Annotated in this window: 32 protein-coding genes; all 32 read left to right on the top strand. The window is 54.6% G+C overall.

The window, feature by feature from the left end; all coding sequences use genetic code 11:
• The first annotated feature begins 350 nt into the window (after nucleotides 1–350).
• Nucleotides 351–722, top strand: a complete 372-nt coding sequence (rpsL, locus tag J4E05_RS04980; protein WP_073957450.1) for a 30S ribosomal protein S12 — start codon at nucleotides 351–353, stop codon at nucleotides 720–722.
• A 12-nt stretch (nucleotides 723–734) separates the two neighbouring features.
• Nucleotides 735–1,202, top strand: coding sequence for a 30S ribosomal protein S7 (gene rpsG / locus J4E05_RS04975; RefSeq protein WP_085595391.1), 468 nt, complete (start codon nucleotides 735–737; stop codon nucleotides 1,200–1,202).
• Between the two features lie 27 nt (nucleotides 1,203–1,229).
• Complete coding sequence (gene fusA / locus J4E05_RS04970) at nucleotides 1,230–3,311, top strand: elongation factor G (protein WP_085595393.1); 2,082 nt, start codon at nucleotides 1,230–1,232, stop codon at nucleotides 3,309–3,311.
• A 29-nt stretch (nucleotides 3,312–3,340) separates the two neighbouring features.
• Nucleotides 3,341–4,531, top strand: a complete 1,191-nt coding sequence (gene tuf / locus J4E05_RS04965; protein WP_349592911.1) for an elongation factor Tu — start codon at nucleotides 3,341–3,343, stop codon at nucleotides 4,529–4,531.
• Between the two features lie 117 nt (nucleotides 4,532–4,648).
• Nucleotides 4,649–4,957, top strand: a complete 309-nt coding sequence (gene rpsJ, locus J4E05_RS04960; protein WP_007091508.1) for a 30S ribosomal protein S10 — start codon at nucleotides 4,649–4,651, stop codon at nucleotides 4,955–4,957.
• 16 nt (nucleotides 4,958–4,973) lie between these two features.
• Nucleotides 4,974–5,687 (top strand): 50S ribosomal protein L3, encoded by a 714-nt coding sequence (gene rplC / locus J4E05_RS04955; RefSeq protein WP_085593865.1) that lies wholly within the window; start codon nucleotides 4,974–4,976, stop codon nucleotides 5,685–5,687.
• 5 nt (nucleotides 5,688–5,692) lie between these two features.
• On the top strand, nucleotides 5,693–6,313 hold the full coding sequence (rplD, locus tag J4E05_RS04950) for a 50S ribosomal protein L4 (protein ID WP_085585098.1): 621 nt from the start codon (nucleotides 5,693–5,695) through the stop codon (nucleotides 6,311–6,313).
• Nucleotides 6,310–6,612 carry a 50S ribosomal protein L23 gene (locus J4E05_RS04945; protein ID WP_073953852.1) on the top strand — a complete coding sequence of 101 codons (303 nt, stop codon included), beginning with the start codon at nucleotides 6,310–6,312 and terminating at the stop codon, nucleotides 6,610–6,612. Before rplD ends, J4E05_RS04945 begins: the two co-directional genes overlap by 4 nt.
• 3 nt (nucleotides 6,613–6,615) lie before the next feature.
• A complete protein-coding gene (gene rplB / locus J4E05_RS04940) occupies nucleotides 6,616–7,443 on the top strand; it encodes a 50S ribosomal protein L2 (protein ID WP_085593866.1) in 828 nt (275 codons plus the stop codon).
• A gap of 16 nt (nucleotides 7,444–7,459) precedes the next feature.
• The gene (rpsS, locus tag J4E05_RS04935) at nucleotides 7,460–7,738 is read left to right on the top strand and encodes a 30S ribosomal protein S19 (protein WP_008892178.1); all 279 of its coding nucleotides are present in this window, start codon (nucleotides 7,460–7,462) and stop codon (nucleotides 7,736–7,738) included.
• A 2-nt stretch (nucleotides 7,739–7,740) separates the two neighbouring features.
• A complete protein-coding gene (gene rplV / locus J4E05_RS04930) occupies nucleotides 7,741–8,121 on the top strand; it encodes a 50S ribosomal protein L22 (protein WP_085585092.1) in 381 nt (126 codons plus the stop codon).
• Complete coding sequence (rpsC, locus tag J4E05_RS04925) at nucleotides 8,121–8,807, top strand: 30S ribosomal protein S3 (RefSeq protein ID WP_085593867.1); 687 nt, start codon at nucleotides 8,121–8,123, stop codon at nucleotides 8,805–8,807. The genes rplV and rpsC overlap by 1 nt, the downstream gene beginning before the upstream one ends.
• 12 nt (nucleotides 8,808–8,819) lie before the next feature.
• The gene (gene rplP / locus J4E05_RS04920) at nucleotides 8,820–9,239 is read left to right on the top strand and encodes a 50S ribosomal protein L16 (protein ID WP_073953856.1); all 420 of its coding nucleotides are present in this window, start codon (nucleotides 8,820–8,822) and stop codon (nucleotides 9,237–9,239) included.
• A gap of 6 nt (nucleotides 9,240–9,245) precedes the next feature.
• Nucleotides 9,246–9,446, top strand: coding sequence for a 50S ribosomal protein L29 (gene rpmC / locus J4E05_RS04915; RefSeq protein ID WP_073953857.1), 201 nt, complete (start codon nucleotides 9,246–9,248; stop codon nucleotides 9,444–9,446).
• A 26-nt stretch (nucleotides 9,447–9,472) separates the two neighbouring features.
• A complete protein-coding gene (rpsQ, locus tag J4E05_RS04910) occupies nucleotides 9,473–9,706 on the top strand; it encodes a 30S ribosomal protein S17 (protein ID WP_007091498.1) in 234 nt (77 codons plus the stop codon).
• A 34-nt stretch (nucleotides 9,707–9,740) separates the two neighbouring features.
• Entirely contained in the window at nucleotides 9,741–10,109 is a 369-nt protein-coding gene (gene rplN, locus J4E05_RS04905) for a 50S ribosomal protein L14 (protein WP_085585086.1), read from the top strand.
• Nucleotides 10,109–10,426 carry a 50S ribosomal protein L24 gene (gene rplX / locus J4E05_RS04900; protein ID WP_085593868.1) on the top strand — a complete coding sequence of 106 codons (318 nt, stop codon included), beginning with the start codon at nucleotides 10,109–10,111 and terminating at the stop codon, nucleotides 10,424–10,426. Before rplN ends, rplX begins: the two co-directional genes overlap by 1 nt.
• A gap of 11 nt (nucleotides 10,427–10,437) precedes the next feature.
• Nucleotides 10,438–10,977 carry a 50S ribosomal protein L5 gene (gene rplE / locus J4E05_RS04895; protein ID WP_085585082.1) on the top strand — a complete coding sequence of 180 codons (540 nt, stop codon included), beginning with the start codon at nucleotides 10,438–10,440 and terminating at the stop codon, nucleotides 10,975–10,977.
• Nucleotides 10,978–10,990: 13 nt separating this feature from the next.
• Entirely contained in the window at nucleotides 10,991–11,296 is a 306-nt protein-coding gene (gene rpsN, locus J4E05_RS04890) for a 30S ribosomal protein S14 (protein WP_085593869.1), read from the top strand.
• Between the two features lie 12 nt (nucleotides 11,297–11,308).
• Nucleotides 11,309–11,707: a 30S ribosomal protein S8 gene (rpsH, locus tag J4E05_RS04885; RefSeq protein WP_085593870.1), complete on the top strand. Its 399-nt coding sequence runs from the start codon at nucleotides 11,309–11,311 to the stop codon at nucleotides 11,705–11,707.
• 14 nt (nucleotides 11,708–11,721) lie between these two features.
• A complete protein-coding gene (rplF, locus tag J4E05_RS04880; RefSeq protein WP_085593871.1) occupies nucleotides 11,722–12,255 on the top strand; it encodes a 50S ribosomal protein L6 in 534 nt (177 codons plus the stop codon).
• 11 nt (nucleotides 12,256–12,266) lie between these two features.
• The gene (gene rplR, locus J4E05_RS04875) at nucleotides 12,267–12,614 is read left to right on the top strand and encodes a 50S ribosomal protein L18 (protein WP_085585074.1); all 348 of its coding nucleotides are present in this window, start codon (nucleotides 12,267–12,269) and stop codon (nucleotides 12,612–12,614) included.
• A gap of 11 nt (nucleotides 12,615–12,625) precedes the next feature.
• Nucleotides 12,626–13,210 carry a 30S ribosomal protein S5 gene (gene rpsE / locus J4E05_RS04870; protein WP_085593872.1) on the top strand — a complete coding sequence of 195 codons (585 nt, stop codon included), beginning with the start codon at nucleotides 12,626–12,628 and terminating at the stop codon, nucleotides 13,208–13,210.
• Between the two features lie 6 nt (nucleotides 13,211–13,216).
• The gene (gene rpmD, locus J4E05_RS04865) at nucleotides 13,217–13,411 is read left to right on the top strand and encodes a 50S ribosomal protein L30 (RefSeq protein ID WP_073953866.1); all 195 of its coding nucleotides are present in this window, start codon (nucleotides 13,217–13,219) and stop codon (nucleotides 13,409–13,411) included.
• Between the two features lie 28 nt (nucleotides 13,412–13,439).
• The gene (rplO, locus tag J4E05_RS04860) at nucleotides 13,440–13,928 is read left to right on the top strand and encodes a 50S ribosomal protein L15 (RefSeq protein WP_085593873.1); all 489 of its coding nucleotides are present in this window, start codon (nucleotides 13,440–13,442) and stop codon (nucleotides 13,926–13,928) included.
• Nucleotides 13,929–14,009: 81 nt separating this feature from the next.
• Entirely contained in the window at nucleotides 14,010–15,356 is a 1,347-nt protein-coding gene (secY, locus tag J4E05_RS04855) for a preprotein translocase subunit SecY (RefSeq protein WP_085593874.1), read from the top strand.
• 32 nt (nucleotides 15,357–15,388) lie between these two features.
• Complete coding sequence (locus tag J4E05_RS04850; RefSeq protein WP_085593875.1) at nucleotides 15,389–16,033, top strand: adenylate kinase; 645 nt, start codon at nucleotides 15,389–15,391, stop codon at nucleotides 16,031–16,033.
• 120 nt (nucleotides 16,034–16,153) lie between these two features.
• Nucleotides 16,154–16,522: a 30S ribosomal protein S13 gene (rpsM, locus tag J4E05_RS04845; RefSeq protein ID WP_085593876.1), complete on the top strand. Its 369-nt coding sequence runs from the start codon at nucleotides 16,154–16,156 to the stop codon at nucleotides 16,520–16,522.
• Nucleotides 16,523–16,537: 15 nt separating this feature from the next.
• Entirely contained in the window at nucleotides 16,538–16,930 is a 393-nt protein-coding gene (gene rpsK / locus J4E05_RS04840; RefSeq protein ID WP_085585060.1) for a 30S ribosomal protein S11, read from the top strand.
• 118 nt (nucleotides 16,931–17,048) lie between these two features.
• Nucleotides 17,049–18,065 carry a DNA-directed RNA polymerase subunit alpha gene (locus tag J4E05_RS04835; RefSeq protein ID WP_085593877.1) on the top strand — a complete coding sequence of 339 codons (1,017 nt, stop codon included), beginning with the start codon at nucleotides 17,049–17,051 and terminating at the stop codon, nucleotides 18,063–18,065.
• Nucleotides 18,066–18,238: 173 nt separating this feature from the next.
• Nucleotides 18,239–18,667, top strand: a complete 429-nt coding sequence (rplQ, locus tag J4E05_RS04830) for a 50S ribosomal protein L17 (RefSeq protein WP_085593878.1) — start codon at nucleotides 18,239–18,241, stop codon at nucleotides 18,665–18,667.
• Nucleotides 18,668–19,079: 412 nt separating this feature from the next.
• A complete protein-coding gene (locus J4E05_RS04825; RefSeq protein ID WP_349592887.1) occupies nucleotides 19,080–20,501 on the top strand; it encodes a DegQ family serine endoprotease in 1,422 nt (473 codons plus the stop codon).
• Nucleotides 20,502–20,506 lie beyond the last annotated feature (5 nt).

Raw genomic sequence — 20,506 nt, 5'->3', positions numbered from 1 at the left:
TAAAGAATCAGAGACGAACCGGGAATTTTTTATCGACGCCCCGGTTCGTTTCGGCGTTTGAAGCGCCAACTCGATGGCTCCAAGGGTTTTGCTTGACGCGATATGGGCCCGTCACTAGTATGCGCCCACCGAATCTAGGGGGGAGTTTCTTGTGTCGGTGCCGATAAAGGTTCCGGGCGGAAACGTCCCTCCGTCGCATCAAGCGACTTTACGGTCGTCGAGGCAGGTTTATTCCTGCTTTTTGGGCGTCCGCGATGTTTTTGCCGGTTTGGCAAAAGCAAAGCGGTCGCTCGTCGTGCGTCGATAGAGCTACGCCCAAGTGGCGTCCGTTAAGGCAAAAGGGAAAGTTAATGCCTACAATTAACCAGTTGATCCGCAAGTCGCGGTCACCGCGCTCTCAGCGCGATATGGTGCCTGCACTGGAAGCATGCCCGCAAAAGCGCGGCGTGTGCACCCGTGTTTACACCACGACTCCGAAGAAGCCGAACTCGGCTCTTCGTAAGGTTGCCCGTGTCCGTTTGACCAACGGCTACGAAGTAACCAGCTACATTCCGGGTGAAGGCCATAACCTGCAAGAACACTCAGTCGTCATGATTCGTGGCGGCCGCGTAAAGGATTTGCCGGGTGTGCGTTACCACATCATTCGCGGTACCCTCGATACACAGGGTGTTAAAGACCGTAAGCAGCGTCGTTCGAAATACGGCGCGAAGCGTCCGAAATAAGGAGCGCATTGAATGTCTCGTCGTCACGCTGCTGAGAAGCGCGAAGTATTACCTGACGCCAAATATGGCGATAAGGTTTTGACCAAATTCATGAATGGTCTGATGCTCGATGGTAAAAAATCGGCTGCAGAAAAGATCGTTTATGGTGCATTTGACATCATGGAATCCAAAGGCGGCGATCCCGTTGCCCAGTTCCATGACGCCATGGACAACGTGAAACCGAACGTCGAAGTTCGCTCGCGTCGTGTTGGTGGTGCGACCTATCAGGTTCCTGTTGAAGTTCGTACTGAACGTCGCCAGGCACTTGCCATTCGCTGGCTGGTGGATGCGGCGCGCAAGCGTTCCGAAACCACCATGATTGGTCGTCTCGCCGGTGAATTGATGGATGCTGCCAACAACCGTGGCACAGCTGTCAAAAAACGCGAAGACACCCATCGTATGGCCGAAGCCAATAAGGCTTTCGCTCATTATCGCTGGTAACCCAGACCCAAAGATCAAGAGTCGATTATGGTACAACGTACTCCGATCTCTCGGTATCGCAATATCGGCATCATGGCGCACATTGATGCCGGTAAAACCACGACAACCGAGCGAATTCTATTCTACACCGGCAAGTCCTACAAAATCGGCGAAGTCCATGACGGCGCCGCTACGATGGACTGGATGGAACAGGAACAGGAACGCGGCATTACGATTACGTCTGCTGCGACGACCTGCTTCTGGAAAGATCACCGTGTCAACATCATCGACACGCCCGGCCACGTTGACTTCACGATTGAAGTTGAACGTTCGCTGCGTGTGCTCGATGGTGCATGTGCGGTTTTTGACGCCGTTTCCGGCGTTGAACCCCAGACCGAAACCGTTTGGCGTCAGGCTGACAAATACCACGTCCCGCGGATGTGCTTTGTTAACAAGATGGACCGTACCGGCGCGGATTTCTTCCGTTGCGTCGAAATGATGAAGGAACGTCTTGGTGCCAACACGGCTGTGTTGCAGTTGCCGATTGGTTCCGAAGCAGAATTCGAAGGTGTTGTCGATCTGGTCATGAACAAGGAAATCGTCTGGAAAGACGAATCCCTTGGTGCCGAGTTTGAATATCGCGATATTCGCGAGTCCCTGGTTGACCAGGCCGCTGAATACCGTGAAGCACTGATCGAGTCGGCTGTTGAATTCGACGAAGCTGCGATGGAAGCGTATCTGGAAGGTGACTTGCCTTCTGAAGAAACGCTGAAAGCATGTATCCGTAAGGGTACGCTTGCCAGCCAGCTGGTTCCGGTTCTTCTGGGTACGGCGTTCAAGAACAAGGGTGTTCAGCCGCTGCTCGACGCCGTTCTTGATTACATGCCCGCTCCGGATGACCTCACTGACGTGCGCGGCGTTAAGCCGAACACCGAAGATGAACCCGATTCACGTCCGTTGACCGACGAAGCACCGTTCTCGGCGCTTGCTTTCAAGATCATGAGCGATCCGTTTGTGGGGTCTTTGACCTTCATCCGTATCTATTCGGGTGTTCTGGAAGCCGGTTCCTACGTTCTGAACTCTGTCAAAGAGAAGAAAGAACGTATCGGTCGTATGTTGCTTATGCATTCAAACAACCGTGAAGAAATCAAATACGCTTGCTCGGGCGATATCGTGGCACTGGTTGGTATGAAAGATACCACCACTGGTGACACGCTGTGTGACACAGCCAAGCCGATCATTCTTGAACGGATGGAATTCCCCGATCCCGTTATCGAAATTGCTGTTGAGCCTAAAACCAAGGCTGACCAGGAAAAGATGGGTCTGGCACTTGCTCGTCTCGCACAGGAAGATCCGTCTTTCCGTGTCAAGACCGACCATGAATCAGGTCAGACCATCATTTCGGGCATGGGCGAACTGCATCTCGACATCATCGTCGACCGTATGAAACGTGAGTTCAAGGTCGAAGCAAACGTTGGTGCGCCGCAGGTTGCCTATCGCGAAACCATTTCGCAGCAGGTCGATATCGACTACACCCACAAGAAGCAGTCTGGTGGTTCGGGTCAGTTCGCCCGCATCAAATTGACCTTCACGCCGGGTGAACCGGGTAGCGGGTACTCCTTCAAAGACACCGTCGTTGGCGGTAACGTTCCGAAGGAATACATCCCGGGTGTTGCCAAGGGTCTCGAAAGCTCATTGCCGAATGGCGTGATCGCCGGGTTCCCGGTTACCGATTTCTCCATCACCCTGACCGACGGCGCCTACCATGACGTCGACTCCAGTGTGATGGCATTTGAAATTGCTGCTCGTGCTGCCTTCCGTGAAGGTCTCGCAAAAGCTCGTCCGAAGCTTCTCGAGCCGATCATGAAGGTCGAGGCAGTGACGCCTGAAGAATATATGGGCGACATCATTGGCGATCTGAACAGCCGTCGTGGCCAGGTTCGTGACATGGACTCTCGCGGTATCGCGCGTGTCGTTACGGCTTTTGTCCCGCTGGCAAACATGTTCGGTTATGTCAATACGTTGCGTTCCATGTCCCAGGGTCGTGCCCAGTTCGTGATGCAGTTTGATCATTACGCCGACGTGCCGCAGGCTGTCGCGGACGAAGTCCGTGCCAAGTCTGCCGGTTAAGGCGAAGCTAGGAATAAACGGAGTTAAAAATGGCTAAAGAAAAATTTGCGCGTACAAAACCGCACGTTAACGTTGGCACAATCGGCCACGTTGACCACGGTAAAACCACGCTGACCGCAGCGATCACCAAAGTTCTCGCAGAGAGCGGCGGCGCATCGTTCCAGGACTACAGCATGATCGACAAGGCACCGGAAGAGAAAGCTCGTGGTATCACGATCTCGACCGCGCACGTCGAATATGAAACCTCCAATCGTCACTATGCACACGTCGATTGCCCGGGCCACGCTGACTATGTGAAAAACATGATCACGGGTGCGGCACAGATGGACGGTGGCATTCTGGTGGTTTCGGCTGCTGATGGCCCGATGCCGCAGACCCGCGAACACATTCTTCTGGCCCGCCAGGTTGGTGTTCCGGCACTGGTCGTGTTCATGAACAAGGTTGACCAGGTTGACGATGAAGAGTTGCTCGAACTCGTCGAAATGGAAATCCGCGAACTTCTGTCGTCCTACGACTTCCCGGGCGACGATATTCCGATCGTCAAGGGTTCGGCACTTGCCGCTCTTGAAGGCCGTGATGACGAAATCGGCAAGAACGCCATTCTTGAACTGATGGCTGCTGTTGACGATTACATCCCGGCACCGGAACGTCCGAAGGATCGTCCGTTCCTGATGCCGATCGAAGACGTTTTCTCGATTTCGGGTCGTGGTACGGTTGTGACCGGCCGTGTCGAAACCGGTATCATCAAGGTTGGTGAAGAAGTCGAAATCGTCGGTATCAAAAACACCGTCAAAACGATCGTCACCGGCGTTGAAATGTTCCGCAAGCTGCTCGACCAGGGCGAAGCTGGCGACAACATTGGCGCGCTGCTGCGTGGTACCAAGCGTGAAGACGTGGAACGTGGTCAGGTTCTGGCCCATGTCGGCTCGATCAAGCCGCACACCAAGTTCCAGGCAGAAGCCTACATCCTGACGAAGGATGAAGGTGGTCGTCACACGCCGTTCTTCTCGAACTACCGTCCGCAGTTCTACTTCCGTACGACTGACGTGACCGGTTCGATCGAACTGCCGGAAGGCACCGAAATGGTGATGCCGGGCGACAACGTTCAGATGACCGCCACCCTTATCGCACCGATCGCGATGGATGAAGGTCTGCGTTTCGCCATCCGTGAAGGCGGTCGTACCGTCGGCGCGGGCGTCGTTGCCAAGATCATTGAATAATTTCCTTGATCTTTGTGTCGCGGGCGGCTACATAAGCCGCCCGCGATACTTTTTGCGGCAATCGTCAACTCCAGTTGAGGGGCCGGTGTCCTTTTGAGGGCTCCGGTACATAATTACATGGATAGTCAGAACATTCGCATTCGCCTGAAGGCGTTTGACCATCGCGTGCTGGACCAGTCCACGCGCGAGATCGTCAATACGGCGAAGCGCACTGGCGCAGAGGTCCGCGGCCCGATTCCGCTGCCGACCCGCATAGAAAAATACACTGTTCTGCGGTCTCCGCATATTGACAAAAAGTCACGTGAACAGTTCGAAATCCGTACGCACAAGCGTCTTCTCGACATTGTCGACCCGACTCCGCAAACCGTTGATGCTTTGATGAAGCTCGACCTTGCTGCCGGTGTCGATGTCGAGATCAAGCTTTAATCGGGAGTAAGCCGCAATGCGTAGTGGACTTATTACCCAGAAAGTCGGCATGACTCGCGTCTTCACGGACGAGGGTGTGCATATTCCTGTGACCGTTCTGAAGGTTGATAATCTTCAGGTCGTTGCGAACCGTACCAACGACGTCGACGGTTACGTTGCCGTACAGCTGGGTTACGGCAAGGCAAAAGTTAAAAACGTATCCAAGCCGATGCGTGGCCACTTTGCCAAAGCAAAAGTCGAACCGAAAGCCAAGCTTGTCGAATTCCGCGTTAGCGAAGACGGCCTGATTGAAGTTGGCGCTGAACTTTCAGCCGCTCACTTCGTTGAAGGCCAGTATGTCGACGTTACCGGTACCTCGATCGGTAAAGGCTTCGCCGGTGCGATGAAGCGTCACAATTTCGGTGGTTTGCGTGCGTCGCACGGTGTGTCTGTATCGCACCGTTCGCATGGTTCCACCGGTCAGTGCCAGGATCCTGGCCGCGTCTTCAAAGGTAAGAAGATGGCTGGTCACATGGGTGCTGCCCGCGTTACCGTTCAGAGCTTGAAAATCGTCGCTACCGACGAAGCCAAAGGTCTGGTTCTGGTGCACGGTGCTGTTCCGGGTCATTCGGGTGCGTATGTCCTTGTTAAGGATGCCGTGAAGCGGGTTGCACCGGAAGGTCTGCCGTTCCCGGCCGCGCTTAAGGGTGCTGCCCCGGTTGCTGAAGCAGCCGCCGAGGATAAGGAATAAGCATCATGAAGCTCGACGTATTGAATCTGGACGCTTCCAGCGCCGGCAATATTGATCTCGCAGAAGAGATCTTTGGTCTGGAAGTTCGTCGTGACATCCTTCACCGCATGGTGACCTGGCAGTTGGCAAAGCGCCGCGCCGGGACCCATAAGGTCAAGGAAAAAAGCGAAATTTCCGCAACCACGAAAAAATTCGTGCGGCAGAAGGGCAGTGGCGGTGCACGTCATGGTTCCCGTAAGGCTGTACAGTTCCGTGGTGGTGGTGTTGCGCATGGTCCGCGCGTTCGTGACCATTCGCATGATCTGACCAAGAAATTCCGTAAACTCGCGCTGAAGACGGCTTTGTCGGCTAAAGCAAAGGACGGTAAACTTATCGTTCTTGATAATGCGGACTTCTCGGATTCGAAGACCAAGGCTCTGGCTGTAGTTTTCTCTAAACTCGGCTGGAAATCGGCATTGATCATCGACGGTGCATCGGTCAACGAAGGTTTTGCTCGCGCAGCGCGCAACATCCCACAGATTGATGTTCTGCCGCAGGTCGGTGCCAACGTCTATGACATCCTGCGCCGTGACACCCTGGTGCTGACCAAGGGTGCGGTCGAAGCGTTGGAGGCACGTCTCAAATGACGATCATCAGCAAAGAGCGGATGTACGAAGTCATCCGCGCCCCGCATATTACTGAAAAGTCGACGCTGATTTCTGAACACAACGCTGTTGCGTTCAAAGTCGCTATCGACGCCACCAAGCCGGAAATCAAGGCTGCTGTGGAAGGTCTGTTCGGGGTGAAGGTCAAGGCGGTTAACACCTCAGTGGTGAAAGGCAAGACCAAGCGTTTTCGTGGTACTGCCGGCCGTCGGAGTGATTTCAAGAAAGCGATGGTTACCCTCGAAGAGGGTCAATCCATCGATGTGACGACGGGAATCTAAGACATGGCTTTGAAGAAGTTTAAACCAACATCTCCTGGTCGCCGTCAGCTGGTTCTTGTCGATCGCTCCGATCTCCACAAGGGCAAGCCGATCAAAGCGCTGACCGAAGGTCTGCGCAAGAAAGGCGGCCGTAACAACGCTGGTCGTATCACCGCACGTCGTATCGGTGGTGGTCACAAGCGTCGTTACCGCATCATCGACTTCAAACGTAACAAGTTTGACGTCGTCGGTACGGTCGAACGTCTGGAATACGATCCGAACCGCACGGCATTTATTGCCCTGGTTCGTTATTCCGATGACGAGCTGGCCTACATCCTCGCACCGCAGCGTCTCGCAGTTGGCGACAAGGTTGTCGCTTCCGACCGCGTAGACATTAAGCCGGGTAACGCCGCACCGCTGAAGAATATTCCGGTCGGTACCATTGTCCATAACGTCGAACTGAAAGCCGGTAAAGGTGGACAGGTCGCACGGTCGGCAGGCGCCTATGTGCAGCTCGTCGGTAAGGACCAGGGTTACGCCCAGCTTAAGCTGTCCTCCGGTGAGGTGCGTTTGGTTCGTGGTGAATGCATGGCGACCATTGGTGCCGTGTCCAACCAGGACCAGCAAAATACGAATCTTGGTAAGGCTGGCCGTAATCGCTGGCTTGGTAAGCGTCCGTCGGTTCGTGGTGTTGCCATGAACCCGATCGATCACCCGCATGGTGGTGGTGAAGGCCGTACTTCGGGTGGTCGTCACCCGGTTACGCCTTGGGGCAAGCCGACCAAGGGTAAACGCACCCGCTCGAACAAAAAGACTGACGCGCTCATCATGCGCCGTCGTCATAAGAGCTAACGGAGGAGGCTAGACAATGGCGCGTTCCGTTTGGAAGGGTCCGTTTGTAGATGGATACCTTCTTAAGAAAGCCGATACAGTCCGTGCCTCTGGCCGGAATGAGGTAATTAAGACCTGGTCGCGGCGCTCGACGATTTTGCCGCAATTCGTAGGCCTCACTTTTGGGGTTTACAATGGCCAGAAGTTCCTTCCGGTACTCGTGACCGAAGACATGATTGGTCACAAGTTCGGTGAGTTCTCGCCGACCCGGACCTATTATGGTCATGCGGCCGACAAAAAGGCGAAGAGGAAGTAACGATGGGCAAGAAAGCTGACATCCGTCGGCTGGCGGATAACGAGGCTGCGGCTTCGCTCCGGGCAGTACGCATTTCCCCGCGTAAGCTCAACCTCGTCGCCGAGTCGATTCGTGGGAAGAAGGCAGAAACTGCTTTGGCAGAACTGACCTTCTCCAACAAGCGTATTTCGAATGACGTCAAGAAGTTGTTGGAGTCGGCAATTGCGAATGCCGAAAACAACCACCAGCTTGATGTCGACCGTCTGTACGTAAAAGAGGCGTCTGTTGGTAAGGCATTTGTGATGAAACGCTGGCGTGCCCGTGCACGTGGTCGCGTTGGCAAGATCATTAAGCCGTTCTCCAACATCCGCATCGTTGTTTGCGAACGTGAGGGGGCCGAATAATGGGTCAGAAAGTTAATCCGATCGGCCTGCGCGTTGGCATCAACCGTACCTGGGATTCCCGCTGGTACGCCAACAAGGCTGATTTCGCCGGTCTTCTTCACGAAGATCTGGCAATCCGCAAATTCATCATGGAACGTCTGAAACAAGCAGGCGTCTCCAAGGTGATTATCGAACGTCCTGCCAAAAAAGCCCGGATTTCGATCCACAGCGCCCGTCCGGGTGTTGTGATCGGCAAAAAGGGCCAGGACATCGAAAAGCTCAAGAATGATCTGCAGAAGCTGGCAAATGCCGAAGTGCAGGTTAACATCATCGAAATCCGCAAGCCGGAAGTCGATGCAAAGCTGGTCGCTGACAACATCGCCCAGCAGCTTGAGCGTCGCGTTTCCTTCCGTCGCGCCATGAAGCGGTCGGTTCAGAATGCCATGCGCCTTGGCGTTGGTGGTATTCGGATCAACGCTGCCGGGCGTCTCGGCGGGGCTGAAATTGCTCGTACCGAATGGTATCGTGAAGGTCGGGTTCCGTTGCACACGCTGCGTGCGGATATCGATTATGGCACTTCTGAAGCACACACCACCTATGGTGTTTGCGGTCTGAAGGTCTGGATCTTCAAGGGCGAAATCATGGCTCATGATCCGTTGGCTTCCGAGCGCCGTGCGCTCGAGTCGGCTGGTTCTGGCCGCAAGTAAGGAGATAGAAAGATGCTTTCTCCGAAACGCACAAAGTTCCGTAAAGCCCATAAGGGACGCCTTAAAGGCGAAGCAAAAGGTGGCACGGATCTTAATTTCGGCGCTTATGGCTTGAAAGCCTTGGAACCGGAGCGTATAACGGCGCGTCAGATCGAAGCGGCTCGTCGCGCGATCACTCGTCACATCCGCCGTCAAGGTCGGGTGTGGATCCGTGTTTTCCCGGATCTGCCGGTTTCGCAAAAGCCTGCCGAGGTTCGTCAGGGTAAAGGTAAGGGTTCTGTCGAATATTGGGCAGCCCGCGTCAAACCCGGTCGGATTATGTTTGAACTCGACGGTGTTCCGCTGGATCTTGCACGCCGGGCTTTCGAGCTCGCTTCGGCTAAGCTGCCGATCAAGACCAAGTTTGTCACGCGTCTTGGTGAAGGGGAGTAATTAGTGATGAAAGTTGCTGATCTCCGCGCTAAAAGCGCCGATGAACTGAAAGAAATGCTGCTCGATCTACGGAAGGAGTCGTTTAACATGCGATTCCAACAGGCGACCGGTCAGTTCGAAAATACTGCGCGGGTCCGTCAGGTCCGTCGTGATATTGCCCGCATCAAAACCCTTCTCGGAAACGAGAAGGGTGCCAGCGCGGCCTAACAGGACACGCATAGGAGTTAAGACACATGCCGAGGCGTGTATTGCAGGGGACAGTCGTTTCGACCAAAAACGACAAGACTGTGGTGGTCCGTGTGGAACGCCAGGTCATGCACCCGCTGTATAAAAAGTACGTGCGCAAGTCGAAGAAATTCCACGCGCATGATGAAGAGAACCGCTTCAAGACGGGTGACGTCGTTCGTATTCGCGAATGCCGGCCGATCTCGAAATTGAAGTCTTGGGAAGTAGTGGTCGAGGAGTGAGTCCTCAGCCCAATTATAGTCAAGGGGTAAACCCATGATCCAGATGCAGTCCAATCTGGACGTCGCCGACAACAGCGGCGCTCGCCGTGTCCAGTGCATCAAGGTACTGGGCGGCTCGAAGCGTAAAACCGCCAATGTTGGTGATGTTATCGTGGTTTCCGTCAAGGAAGCCATCCCGCGCGGTCGTGTTAAGAAGGGTGCAGTTCACAAAGCTGTCATCGTTCGGACCGCAAAGGAAATTCGCCGCTCTGACGGGTCTGCGATCCGTTTCGACCGCAACGCAGCCGTGTTGATCAACAACAACGGTGAGCCGATCGGTACACGTATTTTCGGCCCGGTAACCCGTGAACTTCGTTCGCGTGGTTACATGAAGATCATTTCGCTCGCTCCGGAGGTGCTGTAATGGCTGCCAAAATTAAAAAGGGTGATCGCGTTATTGTTCTGACGGGTAAAGACAAGGGTAAAACCGGCGAAGTTATCGCCGCTTTCCCGACCGAAAATAAGGTATTGGTACAGGGCGTTAACCTGGTGAAGCGTCACCAGCGTGCGTCCGGCTCTGACACCGGTGGTATCGTCGAGAAGGAAGCGAAAATTAACGTTTCCAATATCGCGATTGTTGATCCGAAAGAAAACAAGCCGACCCGCGTCGGTTTCAAGACCCTCGATGATGGTCGCAAGGTTCGCGTTGCGAAGCTCAGCGGCGAAGTCATCGACAACTGAGGGACGGAAAAATGACGCGCCTGCGCGAACATTACAAGTCAGTGGTGCGTGATGCACTCCAGAAAGAATTCTCTTACGAGAATGTTATGGAGATTCCGCGCCTTGAAAAGATCGTGATCAATATGGGTGTCGGCGACGCCACCCAGGATCGCAAAAAGCTGGAAGGTGCCGCTGCGGATCTCGCGGCCATCACCGGTCAGAAACCTGTCTTTACCAAAGCGAAGAAGTCCGTTGCGGCTTTCAAACTGCGTGAAGGCATGAATATCGGTTGTAAAGTGACCTTGCGTCGCGACCGTATGTTCGAATTTTTGGATCGTCTCGTGACGATCGCGCTTCCGCGCGTTCGTGACTTCCGCGGTCTGAACAAGAAATCCTTCGATGGTCGTGGCAACTTTGCCATGGGCCTCAAGGAACAGTTCGTCTTTCCCGAAGTCGAGTACGACAAAGCCGACTCGGCTCGCGGGATGGATATCATCATTTGTACCACGGCTAAGTCCGACGGTGAAGCTCTGGCCCTTCTCAAGGGTTTTGATCTTCCGTTCGGAAACTAACGGAGGTTGGCCCATGGCCAAGAAAAGTGCCGTCCAGCGCGAGCTTAAACGCGAGCGTCTGGCAAAGCAGTATGCCAACAAGCGTGCTGCCCTGAAGTCGATCATCGACAACCGCGAGACTTCGTTTGAAGATCGTGTCGTTGCTGTGATGAAACTTGCCCAGCTGCCCCGCAACTCGGCTCCGAACCGTCAGCGTATTCGCTGCCTGGTTTCGGGTCGTCCGCGTGGGGTCTATCGTAAATTCCGCCTGTCCCGTATCGCTCTGCGTGAACTTGCTTCGCGTGGTCAGATCCCGGGCATGGTGAAGTCCAGCTGGTAAGGAGGACATCACATGTCTATGACTGATCCCGTAGGCGATATGCTCACGCGTATCCGTAACGGTCAGCGCGTTGGCAAGTCCAACGTTGTCTCGCCGGCTTCCAAACTGCGTCTCGGCGTGCTGGACGTTCTCCAGCGCGAAGGGTTTATTCGCGGTTATTCTGTCAGTGAAATTCGCAAGGGCGTCAGCGAGATTGCTATTGAACTCAAATATTTTGAAGGCAATGGCGTAATCAAGCAGATCGACCGCGTCTCGACCCCGGGTCGTCGTGTATATTCGAAGATCAAAGATCTTCCGAAGGTATATAACGGTCTCGGTATCGCTGTTCTTTCTACTCCGAGGGGTGTTCTTTCGGATCAGGAGGCTCGCGAGCAAAATGTCGGCGGCGAAATCCTCTGCAAGGTATTCTAAGGAGAGGGCCAACGATGTCGCGAGTAGGAAAAAATCCGGTGGCTGTGCCTAACGGCGTATCCATCAACCTGACCGAAGCAGTATTCAGTGCAAAAGGCAAGCTCGGTGAGCTCAGCCTGAACCTGACCTCGGATGTAACCGTTACCCAGGAAGATAATCAGATCTGGGTAAAACCGAACAATGACAGCAAGCGCGCTCGCGCGCTGTGGGGTACCACCCGTGCCAACATCGCCAACCTGGTTGCCGGTGTCTCGGAAGGTTTCACCCGCAAGCTTGAAATCACCGGTGTTGGTTACCGTGCCCAGGTCCAGGGTAACAAACTGGTTCTGCAGCTTGGTTTTTCGCACGACGTAGAAATGGACATTCCGTCCGGTATTTCTGTTGTTGCCGAAAAGCCGACCCTTATCGCCATTTCTGGCGCAGATAAACAGCTCGTTGGTCAGTTTGCGGCAAATGCCCGCGGCTGGCGCGGTCCGGAGCCTTACAAAGGCAAGGGTGTCCGTTACGAAGGCGAGTATATCTTGCGCAAAGAAGGCAAGAAGAAGTAAGGACTGGCACGATGAACAACGCGAGAAACCTTTTCGAACGTCGCAAGCGCCGCGTTCGTTTTGCGATCCGCCAGAAAGCGGCCGGTCGCCCGCGCCTCAGCGTTCACCGTTCGAACGCGCACATCTATGCGCAAATCATCGACGATCTGGCAGGCACCACTATTGCCTCCGCTTCGTCGCGTGAGAACGGTGATAAAGGCGGAAACGCCGATGCAGCTGTGCTGGTTGGCAAGGCGATTGCCGAACGTGCTGTTGCCGCTGGTGTCAAAACGGTCGTTTTCGATCGTGGCGGGTATTTGTTCCATGGCCGGGTGAAAGCTCTGGCCGATGCCGCCCGTGAGGGCGGTCTGGACTTCTAAGGAGCACGACCATGGCACGTAACCAAAATCAACAGCAAGCGCCGAAAAACCGCGAAGAGACTGAACTCGTTGACAAGCTGGTTGGTATCAACCGCGTCGCGAAGGTGGTCAAAGGCGGTCGTCGTTTTGCATTCTCCGCAATGGTTGTCGTTGGTGACCAGCGCGGTCGCGTCGGCTACGGCACGGGTAAAGCCCGTGAAGTTCCCGAAGCGATCCGCAAGGCTACCGAAGCAGCCAAGCGTAACATGATCCGCGTTCCCTTGCGCGAAGGTCGTACCCTTCACCATGACATTAACGGTCATTTCGGTGCTGGTCGCGTTCTTCTTCGTTCGGCTCCGGCCGGTACCGGTATTATTGCCGGTGGTGCAATGCGCGCGGTTTTTGAAACCATGGGTGTTCAGGACGTGGTTGCCAAGTGCACCGGGTCCAACAACCCCCACAACGTCATCCGTGCAACCCTCGACGCTCTGGTCAATGGCGCTTCACCGCGTCAGGTAGCGGCCAAGCGCGGTCTGAAGGTTGGCGATATCGTTGCCCGTCGCGATAGCGGTTCAGCAGCAGCTACGGCTGCCGCGGCTGCGCTCGAAAAGGAGTAATTCGATATGGCTGCTAGCAAAAAAGCGACCGTTCGCGTTACCCAGACCGGGTCGCCGATTGGACGTCCGGCAGACCAGCGTGCAACGCTGGTCGGTCTTGGTCTCAACAAGATGCACCGGACTCGTGAGCTGGAAGATACTCCGGCTGTTCGCGGAATGATCGCCAAGGTCAAACACCTCGTCCGTGTGGACGAGGCCTGATTGGCCCAGATCGAAAAGGTGTTGATTGATGAAACTCAACGAACTTGCTGATAACCCGGGCGCCCGCAAAGCGCGCACCCGTGTTGGTCGCGGCATTGGTTCGGGCAAAGGCAAAACTTCTGGCGCAGGTCAGAAGGGTCAGAAGTCCCGTTCCGGCGTAGCGATTTACGGTTTCGAAGGCGGGCAGATGCCGATTTATCGCCGCCTTCCGAAACGTGGCTTTAAAAACCCGTTCCGCAAGGAATATGGTGTGGTTAACCTGGGTACCCTTCAGACCGCCGTTGATAACGGTGTGCTTGAAGAAGGTGCAAATGTCACCATCGCCATCCTCGTGGAAAAAGGCCTGGCCCGTCCGCAGAAAGACGGCCTGCGTCTGCTCGCAAAGGGCGAACTTAAGGCGAAACTCGCGATCGAAATCACCGGTGCTTCCAAGTCAGCTATTGAAGCTGTCGAGAAAGCCGGCGGCTCGGTTACGGTTCTGGCTCCGGCAGCTGCCGCAGACGAAACCGCAGAGTAAGCCTCTGTAACGACGTGAGGGTCCGGTTCCATCTTGCATGGGCCCGGACCCTCCGGTTTTAGTGTATTGGGAGATGAGTGCATGGCATCGGCCGCCGAGCAGCTTGCCGCGAACCTGAACTGGTCGTCCTTTTCCAAGGCGACTGAGCTTAAAAAGCGTATCTGGTTCACTTTGGGGGCGCTTATTGTTTACCGTCTGGGGACCTATATTCCTGTTCCCGGCGTGGATCCGTCCATTCTTGCTGATATATTCCGGCAGAATGCGGGTGGTGTCCTTGGCATGTTTGACATGTTCGCAGGCGGCGCATTAAGCCGCATGACGATCTTCGCGTTGAACATCATGCCCTACATCTCGGCATCTATTATCATTCAGTTGATGACGACTGTTTCACCCGCTCTTGAGCAATATAAAAAAGAGGGTGAGCAGGGTCGTAAAAAAATTAATCAATATACCCGTTATCTCACGCTGGTCATTGCAACTGTACAGGCCTGGGGCATTGCTGTCGGGCTTGAAAGCATGTCAGGATCCAGCGGTGCTGCGGTTCATGACCCGGGGATGTTCTTCCGCGTCATTGCTGTTGTAACGCTGGTTGGCGGTACAATGTTCCTGATGTGGCTGGGCGAACAGGTTACCCAGCGTGGTATTGGTAATGGTATTTCCCTGATCATTTTCACCGGGATTGTTGCCAATCTGCCGCGCGCCATTGCCGGGACTCTTGAACTGGGTCGTACCGGTGCGTTGTCGGCGCTGGTTATTGTCGGCATCATTGTGATGGCCGTTGGTGTTATCGCCTTTATCGTCTTTATGGAACGTGCGCAGCGCCGGGTTCTGATCCAGTACCCGAAACGCCAGGTTGGCATGAAGGTGATGGAAGGGCAAAGCTCGCATCTGCCGCTCAAGATCAACACTGCTGGTGTGATCCCGCCGATTTTTGCAAGCTCTTTGCTGCTGATGCCTCTGTCTGTTGCGCAGTTCACGGCAGGTGCTGATGCCCCGGCATGGCTGACGAGTGTGACCGCCGTTCTCGGTCGTGGACAGCCGCTTTATATCGCTCTTTATATTGCGCTGATCGTGTTCTTCTCGTTCTTTTATACGGCTGTTGTGTTCAATCCGGACGATACAGCTGACAATCTCAAGAAACATGGCGGTTTTATACCGGGTATTCGCCCTGGCAAAAATACGGCCGCACATCTTGATTTTATTCTGACCCGCCTGACGGTTTTGGGTGCCGCGTATCTGGCTTTTGTGTGTATTCTGCCAGAATTGCTGATCGCGGAATGGTCGGTGCCATTCTACTTTGGTGGTACTAGCTTACTGATCGTTGTCACGGTAACCATGGATACTGTTGCACAGATTCAGTCGCACATGCTGGCCCATCAGTATGAAGGCCTGATCAAGAAATCGAAACTGCGTGGACGCCGCCGCTAAGAAAGGTGCCGCGCGACTATCAGGGGGTAACGATGAACATTATCCTACTCGGCCCGCCCGGTGCCGGCAAAGGGACCCAGGCCAAACGGCTTGAAACGGGTCGCGGGATGATTCAGCTTTCTACCGGTGACATGCTGCGTGCAGCAGTTGCTGCCGGTACCGAGCTGGGCAAAAAAGCAAAGGAAGTCATGGATGCAGGGAACCTTGTATCCGACGATCTTATGATCGGTCTGATTTCCGAACGTCTTGACCAGGATGATACCAAAGGCGGTTTCATTCTGGACGGATTTCCACGTACCACAGCCCAGGCGGAAGCCCTGGATGTGATGCTGGAACAAAAAGGTCTTGAGCTGGATTACGTTGTTGAATTGCGTGTGGATGATGCGGCACTTGTACGTCGTGTTGTTGGCCGCTTTACCTGTGCCAAATGCGGGCAGGGGTATCATGACGAATTTCAGAAACCCAAGGTCGAAGGTGTTTGCGACGTTTGTGGCAGCACCGAATTTAAGCGTCGTGCAGACGACAACGCCGAAACGGTTACGTCCCGACTGGAAGCCTATCACAGGCAGACAGCCCCCATCATTCCGTACTACGAAAATGATGGAAAGCTGAAAACAGTTGACGGCATGGCCGAAATCGACGAAGTTACGCGCGAGATTGAAGCCATCCTGGGGTAATTTCCCGGGCTGGTTGCTTATTGCTTTGCGGGTTGGCGTTAGCTGGCCCGCTTGGCGTCTGCGATTGGCCCCACTGGATCTGCCGCAGGGTTTGTTAACAGGAAACAGGAGTCTCACACAGTGGCTCGTATTGCTGGCGTAAATATCCCGACTGCCAAGCGCGTCGTGATTGCGCTTACCTACATCACCGGTATTGGTCCGGCGAAAGCTAAAGAAATTTGCTCTAAAGCTGGTATCGAAGCGCAACAGCGTGTTCACCAGCTGAGCGACGATCAGGTTCTGCGTGTTCGCGAAGTAATCGATGCCGATTACGTCGTTGAGGGCGATCTGCGTCGTGAAACCGCAATGAACATCAAGCGTCTGATGGATCTGGGCTGCTATCGTGGCCTGCGTCATCGTCGCGGTCTGCCGGTGCATGGTCAGCGTACCCACACCAATGCCCGCACCCGTAAGGGCCCGGCTAAGCCGATTGCTGGCAAGAAGAAGTAAGGTAGGGGAACGATTATGGCAAAAGCACCTCAGACTCGTGTGCGTCGCCGCGAACGTAAGAATATTACGAACGGCATCGCCCACGTAAACGCAACCTTCAATAACACCATGGTTACCATCACCGACGTTCAGGGCAATACCATTGCCTGGTCGACTGCTGGTGGCATGGGTTTCCGTGGTTCGCGTAAATCCACGCCTTATGCAGCCCAGATGGCTGCTGAAGACGCTGGTAAAAAAGCCGCTGAACACGGAATGAAGACTCTTGAAGTCGAAGTCAAAGGCCCGGGCTCGGGACGTGAATCGGCTTTGCGTGCGCTTCAGGCTGTCGGCTTTAACATCACGTCGATCAAAGACGTGACGCCGATTCCGCACAATGGTTGCCGTCCGCGCAAGCGTCGTCGCGTTTAATCGCGCCGATCTGCGGACGACCCGCGTATAGGCCCGGGAGACCGGGCCTGTTCGCGTTTCTCGTTGGGGTGCGTTGCACCTCACATTACCCTAGGCTCCAGTTGCGAAGGTGGGTCTCGTGATTCAGAAGAACTGGCAGGAACTGATTAAGCCGACAAAGCTTGATGTTACCCCGGGTACGGACGCCAGCCGCGTCGGTACGATCGTGGCTGAACCGCTGGAGCGCGGTTTTGGTCAGACCCTGGGCAACGCGCTGCGTCGCATTCTGCTGTCATCCCTCCAGGGGGCAGCGGTTACTGCAATCCAGATCGATGGCGTTTTGCACGAATTCTCGTCAATTCCCGGGGTCCGGGAAGATGTCACCGACATTATCCTGAACATTAAAACCCTGGGCGTGCGTATGCATGCCGAAGGTCCGAAGAAAATGACCCTGAAGGCGACCGGCCCTGGTGCCGTTACCGCGGGTCAGATTGAAACCGGTGCGGATATCGAAATCCTCAATCCGGGTCTTGAGCTGTGCCACCTTGACGATGGTGCAACGCTCAACATCGAATTTACCGTTGAAATCGGCAAGGGCTATGTTGCTGCGACTGCGCACCGCTCTGCTGATGCACCGATTGGCCTGATTCCGATCGATGCCATTTTCAGCCCGATCCGCAAGGTCGCTTACAAGGTTGAAAATACCCGTGTTGGCCAGGATACCGATTTCGACAAACTGTCGATCACTGTTGAAACCAACGGTTCGGTTACCCCGGAAGATTCGGTCGCCCTTGCTGCGCGTATTTTGCAGGACCAGTTGTCGCTGTTCGTGAACTTCGAAGAACCCGAAGCGGTTGTCGAAGAGAAGAAAGAAGACGAACTGCCGTTCAACAAAAACCTGCTGCGTAAGGTTGATGAACTTGAACTGTCTGTTCGTTCGGCAAACTGCCTGAAGAACGACAACATCATTTACATCGGTGATCTGGTTCAGAAGTCCGAAGCAGAAATGCTCCGTACGCCGAACTTTGGTCGTAAGTCGCTGAATGAAATCAAGGATGTTCTGGCTCAGATGGGTCTGCATCTCGGGATGGAAGTCGGCGGTTGGCCGCCCGAAAATATCGAAGATCTGGCACGCAAGTTCGAAGACCCGTTCTAGGATGGGCCTTCGGCCTTCGGGTCGATATGGAACGCATTCTGCGGTCCAGCACAGGATGAAAATCCTGATCGGGCGTAATTGCCCACACCGTACGTGCATGACCTGGTTCCAGGGTGGCGTTACGGTTTCACAATCGGTTTCGCGCGCGAAGCCAAGCCAGAAGGAGAGTTCCCATGCGTCACGGTATGCAAGGCCGTAAACTTAATCGGACGAAGTCCCATCGTAAGGCAATGTTTGCCAACATGGCTGTTTCGTTGATCACTCACGAACAGATCAAGACGACTCTTCCGAAGGCCAAAGATCTTCGCCCGTATGTCGAAAAACTGATTACGCTGGGCAAGCGGGGCGACCTGCATGCACGCCGTCAGGTGCTTTCGACCCTGCGTGACGAAACGGCTGTTTCCAAGCTGTTCAGCGTTATTGCTGAGCGCTACAAAGACCGTAGTGGTGGTTACACCCGCGTTCTTAAAGCCGGTTTCCGTTACGGCGATGCGGCTCCCGTTGCACTGATCGAACTTGTCGATCGTGACCCGGAAGCAAAAGGCGCAGAAGACCGCGCCCGCCTCGAAGCAGAGGGCGAAGCCGAAGGTTCGGACGAATAAGTCCGGTTACCTTGGCCTAAGAAACAGACGGGCGGTGCTTTGGGCACCGTCCGTTTTTTTATGCCTTTTCGCTATTGGTTGTGATCCGCGATAAGGGGCCGGTGTGGATGTCGGCATTGTAAAACATCAAGGTTATTGGGGCAGATTTGGCGTTGATGACGGTCGGTGGTTGCGGGCGCCGGGTTTTGGGCCTAAATCTTTTGGGTCCCAGGGTTTTCAAAACCAATGTGAATTGGCGGTGCTTTTTCCGTCTGTTGTTCCGGTTGCTGTCCAAGTGCCGGACGGGCGGAAAATGATCCGTTAAAACAAGCTGTCCGCCCGCACGGACAGACGATGCAAAGACCATCACAGGATTTGAAAACCACCCATCTCAAGCATGGAAGAGAGAAACGTGCAGGCAAAAAAGATCGGAATGTTCGCGTTGGTACTGTCAATGGGGATGGCAGTGCTGGCAGGGGGATTGCATCATCAGGCCGCCGCATCCGAACGGCGATTGCCGACAAGTGATGCCGAAATCAAAATGTCGTTTTCGCCGCTGGTCAAACAAACGGCACCCACGGTGGTAAATATTTTTACCAAAAAGGTGGTGACTTCGCGCCCGGCCAATCCTTTTATGAACGACCCGTTTTTCAGCCAGTTTTTTGGGAACCGGTTTGGCGGGGCGTTCGGCGCGCCGCGCCAGCGTATTGAACGATCCCTTGGTTCCGGGGTGATTGTGTCGCCAGACGGCACAATTGTGACCAACCGCCACGTCATTGACGGTGCCAGTGAAATTCGTGTTGTGCTGCATGACCGGCGAGAATTCGACGCCAAACTTGTTGGGGCAGATGAACGCACCGACCTTGCCGTTCTTAAGCTGATTGATGTGCAGGATGCCTTGCCCACATTGAAACTGGGCGATTCTGACGATGTCGAAGTCGGTGACCTGGTGTTGGCCATTGGTAACCCGTTCGGTGTGGGGCAGACCGTAACCAGCGGTATTGTTTCTGCGTTGGCCCGCGCCGGTGTTACCGGGCAGGATTATCAGTCTTTCATTCAAACCGACGCGGCGATTAACCCTGGTAATTCGGGCGGGGCGCTGATCGACATGAACGGTGATCTGGTGGGGGTTAATTCGGCAATTTTCACCAAATCAGGCGGGTCAAACGGTATTGGTTTTGCCATTCCGGTGAATATGGTCAAGGTTGTCATGCGTGGCCTGATCAGTGGCGATTTGCGCCGGCCATGGCTGGGCGCATCGGGGCAGACCGTAACTGCCGATTTGGCCCGGTCGCTGGAACTTGAACGTCCCGGCGGTGTTTTGATTAATGCGGTACATCCACAAAGCCCGGCCAGCCGGGCTGGCTTGAAAGCTGGTGATGTTGTTATTGCGGTAAACGGGCTTGAGGTCGACGACCCCAATGGCCTTCGGTTTCGCATTGCAACGCTGGAGGCAGCGGGCGATGCTGTTTTAACGGTTTTACGGGATGGTAAAAAACAGGATATATCGGTTCCGCTGGAGGTGGCACCCGAAACCCCGGCACGTGATGAAACCGTTATTGGGGGGCGCAACCCGTTTGGGTCGGCAAAAGTTGCCAATCTTAACCCGGCATTGGCCGATGAACTGGGCATTGATACGCTGATGACCGGTGTTATTGTTCTGGAGGTGCCAGGTAACAGTTTGGCGCGGCAGGCGCGGCTGAAACCGGGTGATTTAATTACCGAAGTGAACAAAACACGTATCGGCAGCGTTGATGATTTGAAAAAAGCCCTGCGCAAGGGTGAAAAAGGCCGTAACTGGTCTATCGCAGTCAAGCGCGACGGTAAAATCCTGACAGCGGATTATACGTTGTAGGATAA

The sequence above is a fragment of the Thalassospira sp. NFXS8 genome, from assembly GCF_040148805.1.
Lineage (GTDB): Bacteria > Pseudomonadota > Alphaproteobacteria > Rhodospirillales > Thalassospiraceae > Thalassospira.
This window is presented reverse-complemented; position numbering and strand designations above follow the sequence as displayed.

What these genes read in the sequence shown, in the direction of transcription:
- rplV (WP_085585092.1), top strand. Translation starts at nt 7,741, where the DNA reads ATGGGCAAGAAAGCTGACATCCGTCGGCTGGCGGATAACGAGGCTGCG.
- rpmD (WP_073953866.1), top strand. Translation starts at nt 13,217, where the DNA reads ATGGCTGCTAGCAAAAAAGCGACCGTTCGCGTTACCCAGACCGGGTCG.
- rplQ (WP_085593878.1), top strand. Translation starts at nt 18,239, where the DNA reads ATGCGTCACGGTATGCAAGGCCGTAAACTTAATCGGACGAAGTCCCAT.
- rplD (WP_085585098.1), top strand. Translation starts at nt 5,693, where the DNA reads ATGAAGCTCGACGTATTGAATCTGGACGCTTCCAGCGCCGGCAATATT.
- rplX (WP_085593868.1), top strand. Translation starts at nt 10,109, where the DNA reads ATGGCTGCCAAAATTAAAAAGGGTGATCGCGTTATTGTTCTGACGGGT.
- rpsS (WP_008892178.1), top strand. Translation starts at nt 7,460, where the DNA reads ATGGCGCGTTCCGTTTGGAAGGGTCCGTTTGTAGATGGATACCTTCTT.
- rplR (WP_085585074.1), top strand. Translation starts at nt 12,267, where the DNA reads ATGAACAACGCGAGAAACCTTTTCGAACGTCGCAAGCGCCGCGTTCGT.
- tuf (WP_349592911.1), top strand. Translation starts at nt 3,341, where the DNA reads ATGGCTAAAGAAAAATTTGCGCGTACAAAACCGCACGTTAACGTTGGC.
- rpsN (WP_085593869.1), top strand. Translation starts at nt 10,991, where the DNA reads ATGGCCAAGAAAAGTGCCGTCCAGCGCGAGCTTAAACGCGAGCGTCTG.
- rpsL (WP_073957450.1), top strand. Translation starts at nt 351, where the DNA reads ATGCCTACAATTAACCAGTTGATCCGCAAGTCGCGGTCACCGCGCTCT.
- J4E05_RS04945 (WP_073953852.1), top strand. Translation starts at nt 6,310, where the DNA reads ATGACGATCATCAGCAAAGAGCGGATGTACGAAGTCATCCGCGCCCCG.
- rplC (WP_085593865.1), top strand. Translation starts at nt 4,974, where the DNA reads ATGCGTAGTGGACTTATTACCCAGAAAGTCGGCATGACTCGCGTCTTC.
- rpsQ (WP_007091498.1), top strand. Translation starts at nt 9,473, where the DNA reads ATGCCGAGGCGTGTATTGCAGGGGACAGTCGTTTCGACCAAAAACGAC.
- rpsG (WP_085595391.1), top strand. Translation starts at nt 735, where the DNA reads ATGTCTCGTCGTCACGCTGCTGAGAAGCGCGAAGTATTACCTGACGCC.
- rplF (WP_085593871.1), top strand. Translation starts at nt 11,722, where the DNA reads ATGTCGCGAGTAGGAAAAAATCCGGTGGCTGTGCCTAACGGCGTATCC.
- rplP (WP_073953856.1), top strand. Translation starts at nt 8,820, where the DNA reads ATGCTTTCTCCGAAACGCACAAAGTTCCGTAAAGCCCATAAGGGACGC.
- rpsK (WP_085585060.1), top strand. Translation starts at nt 16,538, where the DNA reads ATGGCAAAAGCACCTCAGACTCGTGTGCGTCGCCGCGAACGTAAGAAT.
- rplE (WP_085585082.1), top strand. Translation starts at nt 10,438, where the DNA reads ATGACGCGCCTGCGCGAACATTACAAGTCAGTGGTGCGTGATGCACTC.
- rplN (WP_085585086.1), top strand. Translation starts at nt 9,741, where the DNA reads ATGATCCAGATGCAGTCCAATCTGGACGTCGCCGACAACAGCGGCGCT.
- rpsJ (WP_007091508.1), top strand. Translation starts at nt 4,649, where the DNA reads ATGGATAGTCAGAACATTCGCATTCGCCTGAAGGCGTTTGACCATCGC.
- rpmC (WP_073953857.1), top strand. Translation starts at nt 9,246, where the DNA reads ATGAAAGTTGCTGATCTCCGCGCTAAAAGCGCCGATGAACTGAAAGAA.
- rpsH (WP_085593870.1), top strand. Translation starts at nt 11,309, where the DNA reads ATGTCTATGACTGATCCCGTAGGCGATATGCTCACGCGTATCCGTAAC.
- J4E05_RS04850 (WP_085593875.1), top strand. Translation starts at nt 15,389, where the DNA reads ATGAACATTATCCTACTCGGCCCGCCCGGTGCCGGCAAAGGGACCCAG.
- secY (WP_085593874.1), top strand. Translation starts at nt 14,010, where the DNA reads ATGGCATCGGCCGCCGAGCAGCTTGCCGCGAACCTGAACTGGTCGTCC.
- J4E05_RS04825 (WP_349592887.1), top strand. Translation starts at nt 19,080, where the DNA reads ATGTTCGCGTTGGTACTGTCAATGGGGATGGCAGTGCTGGCAGGGGGA.
- rpsE (WP_085593872.1), top strand. Translation starts at nt 12,626, where the DNA reads ATGGCACGTAACCAAAATCAACAGCAAGCGCCGAAAAACCGCGAAGAG.
- fusA (WP_085595393.1), top strand. Translation starts at nt 1,230, where the DNA reads ATGGTACAACGTACTCCGATCTCTCGGTATCGCAATATCGGCATCATG.
- rplB (WP_085593866.1), top strand. Translation starts at nt 6,616, where the DNA reads ATGGCTTTGAAGAAGTTTAAACCAACATCTCCTGGTCGCCGTCAGCTG.
- rpsC (WP_085593867.1), top strand. Translation starts at nt 8,121, where the DNA reads ATGGGTCAGAAAGTTAATCCGATCGGCCTGCGCGTTGGCATCAACCGT.
- rplO (WP_085593873.1), top strand. Translation starts at nt 13,440, where the DNA reads ATGAAACTCAACGAACTTGCTGATAACCCGGGCGCCCGCAAAGCGCGC.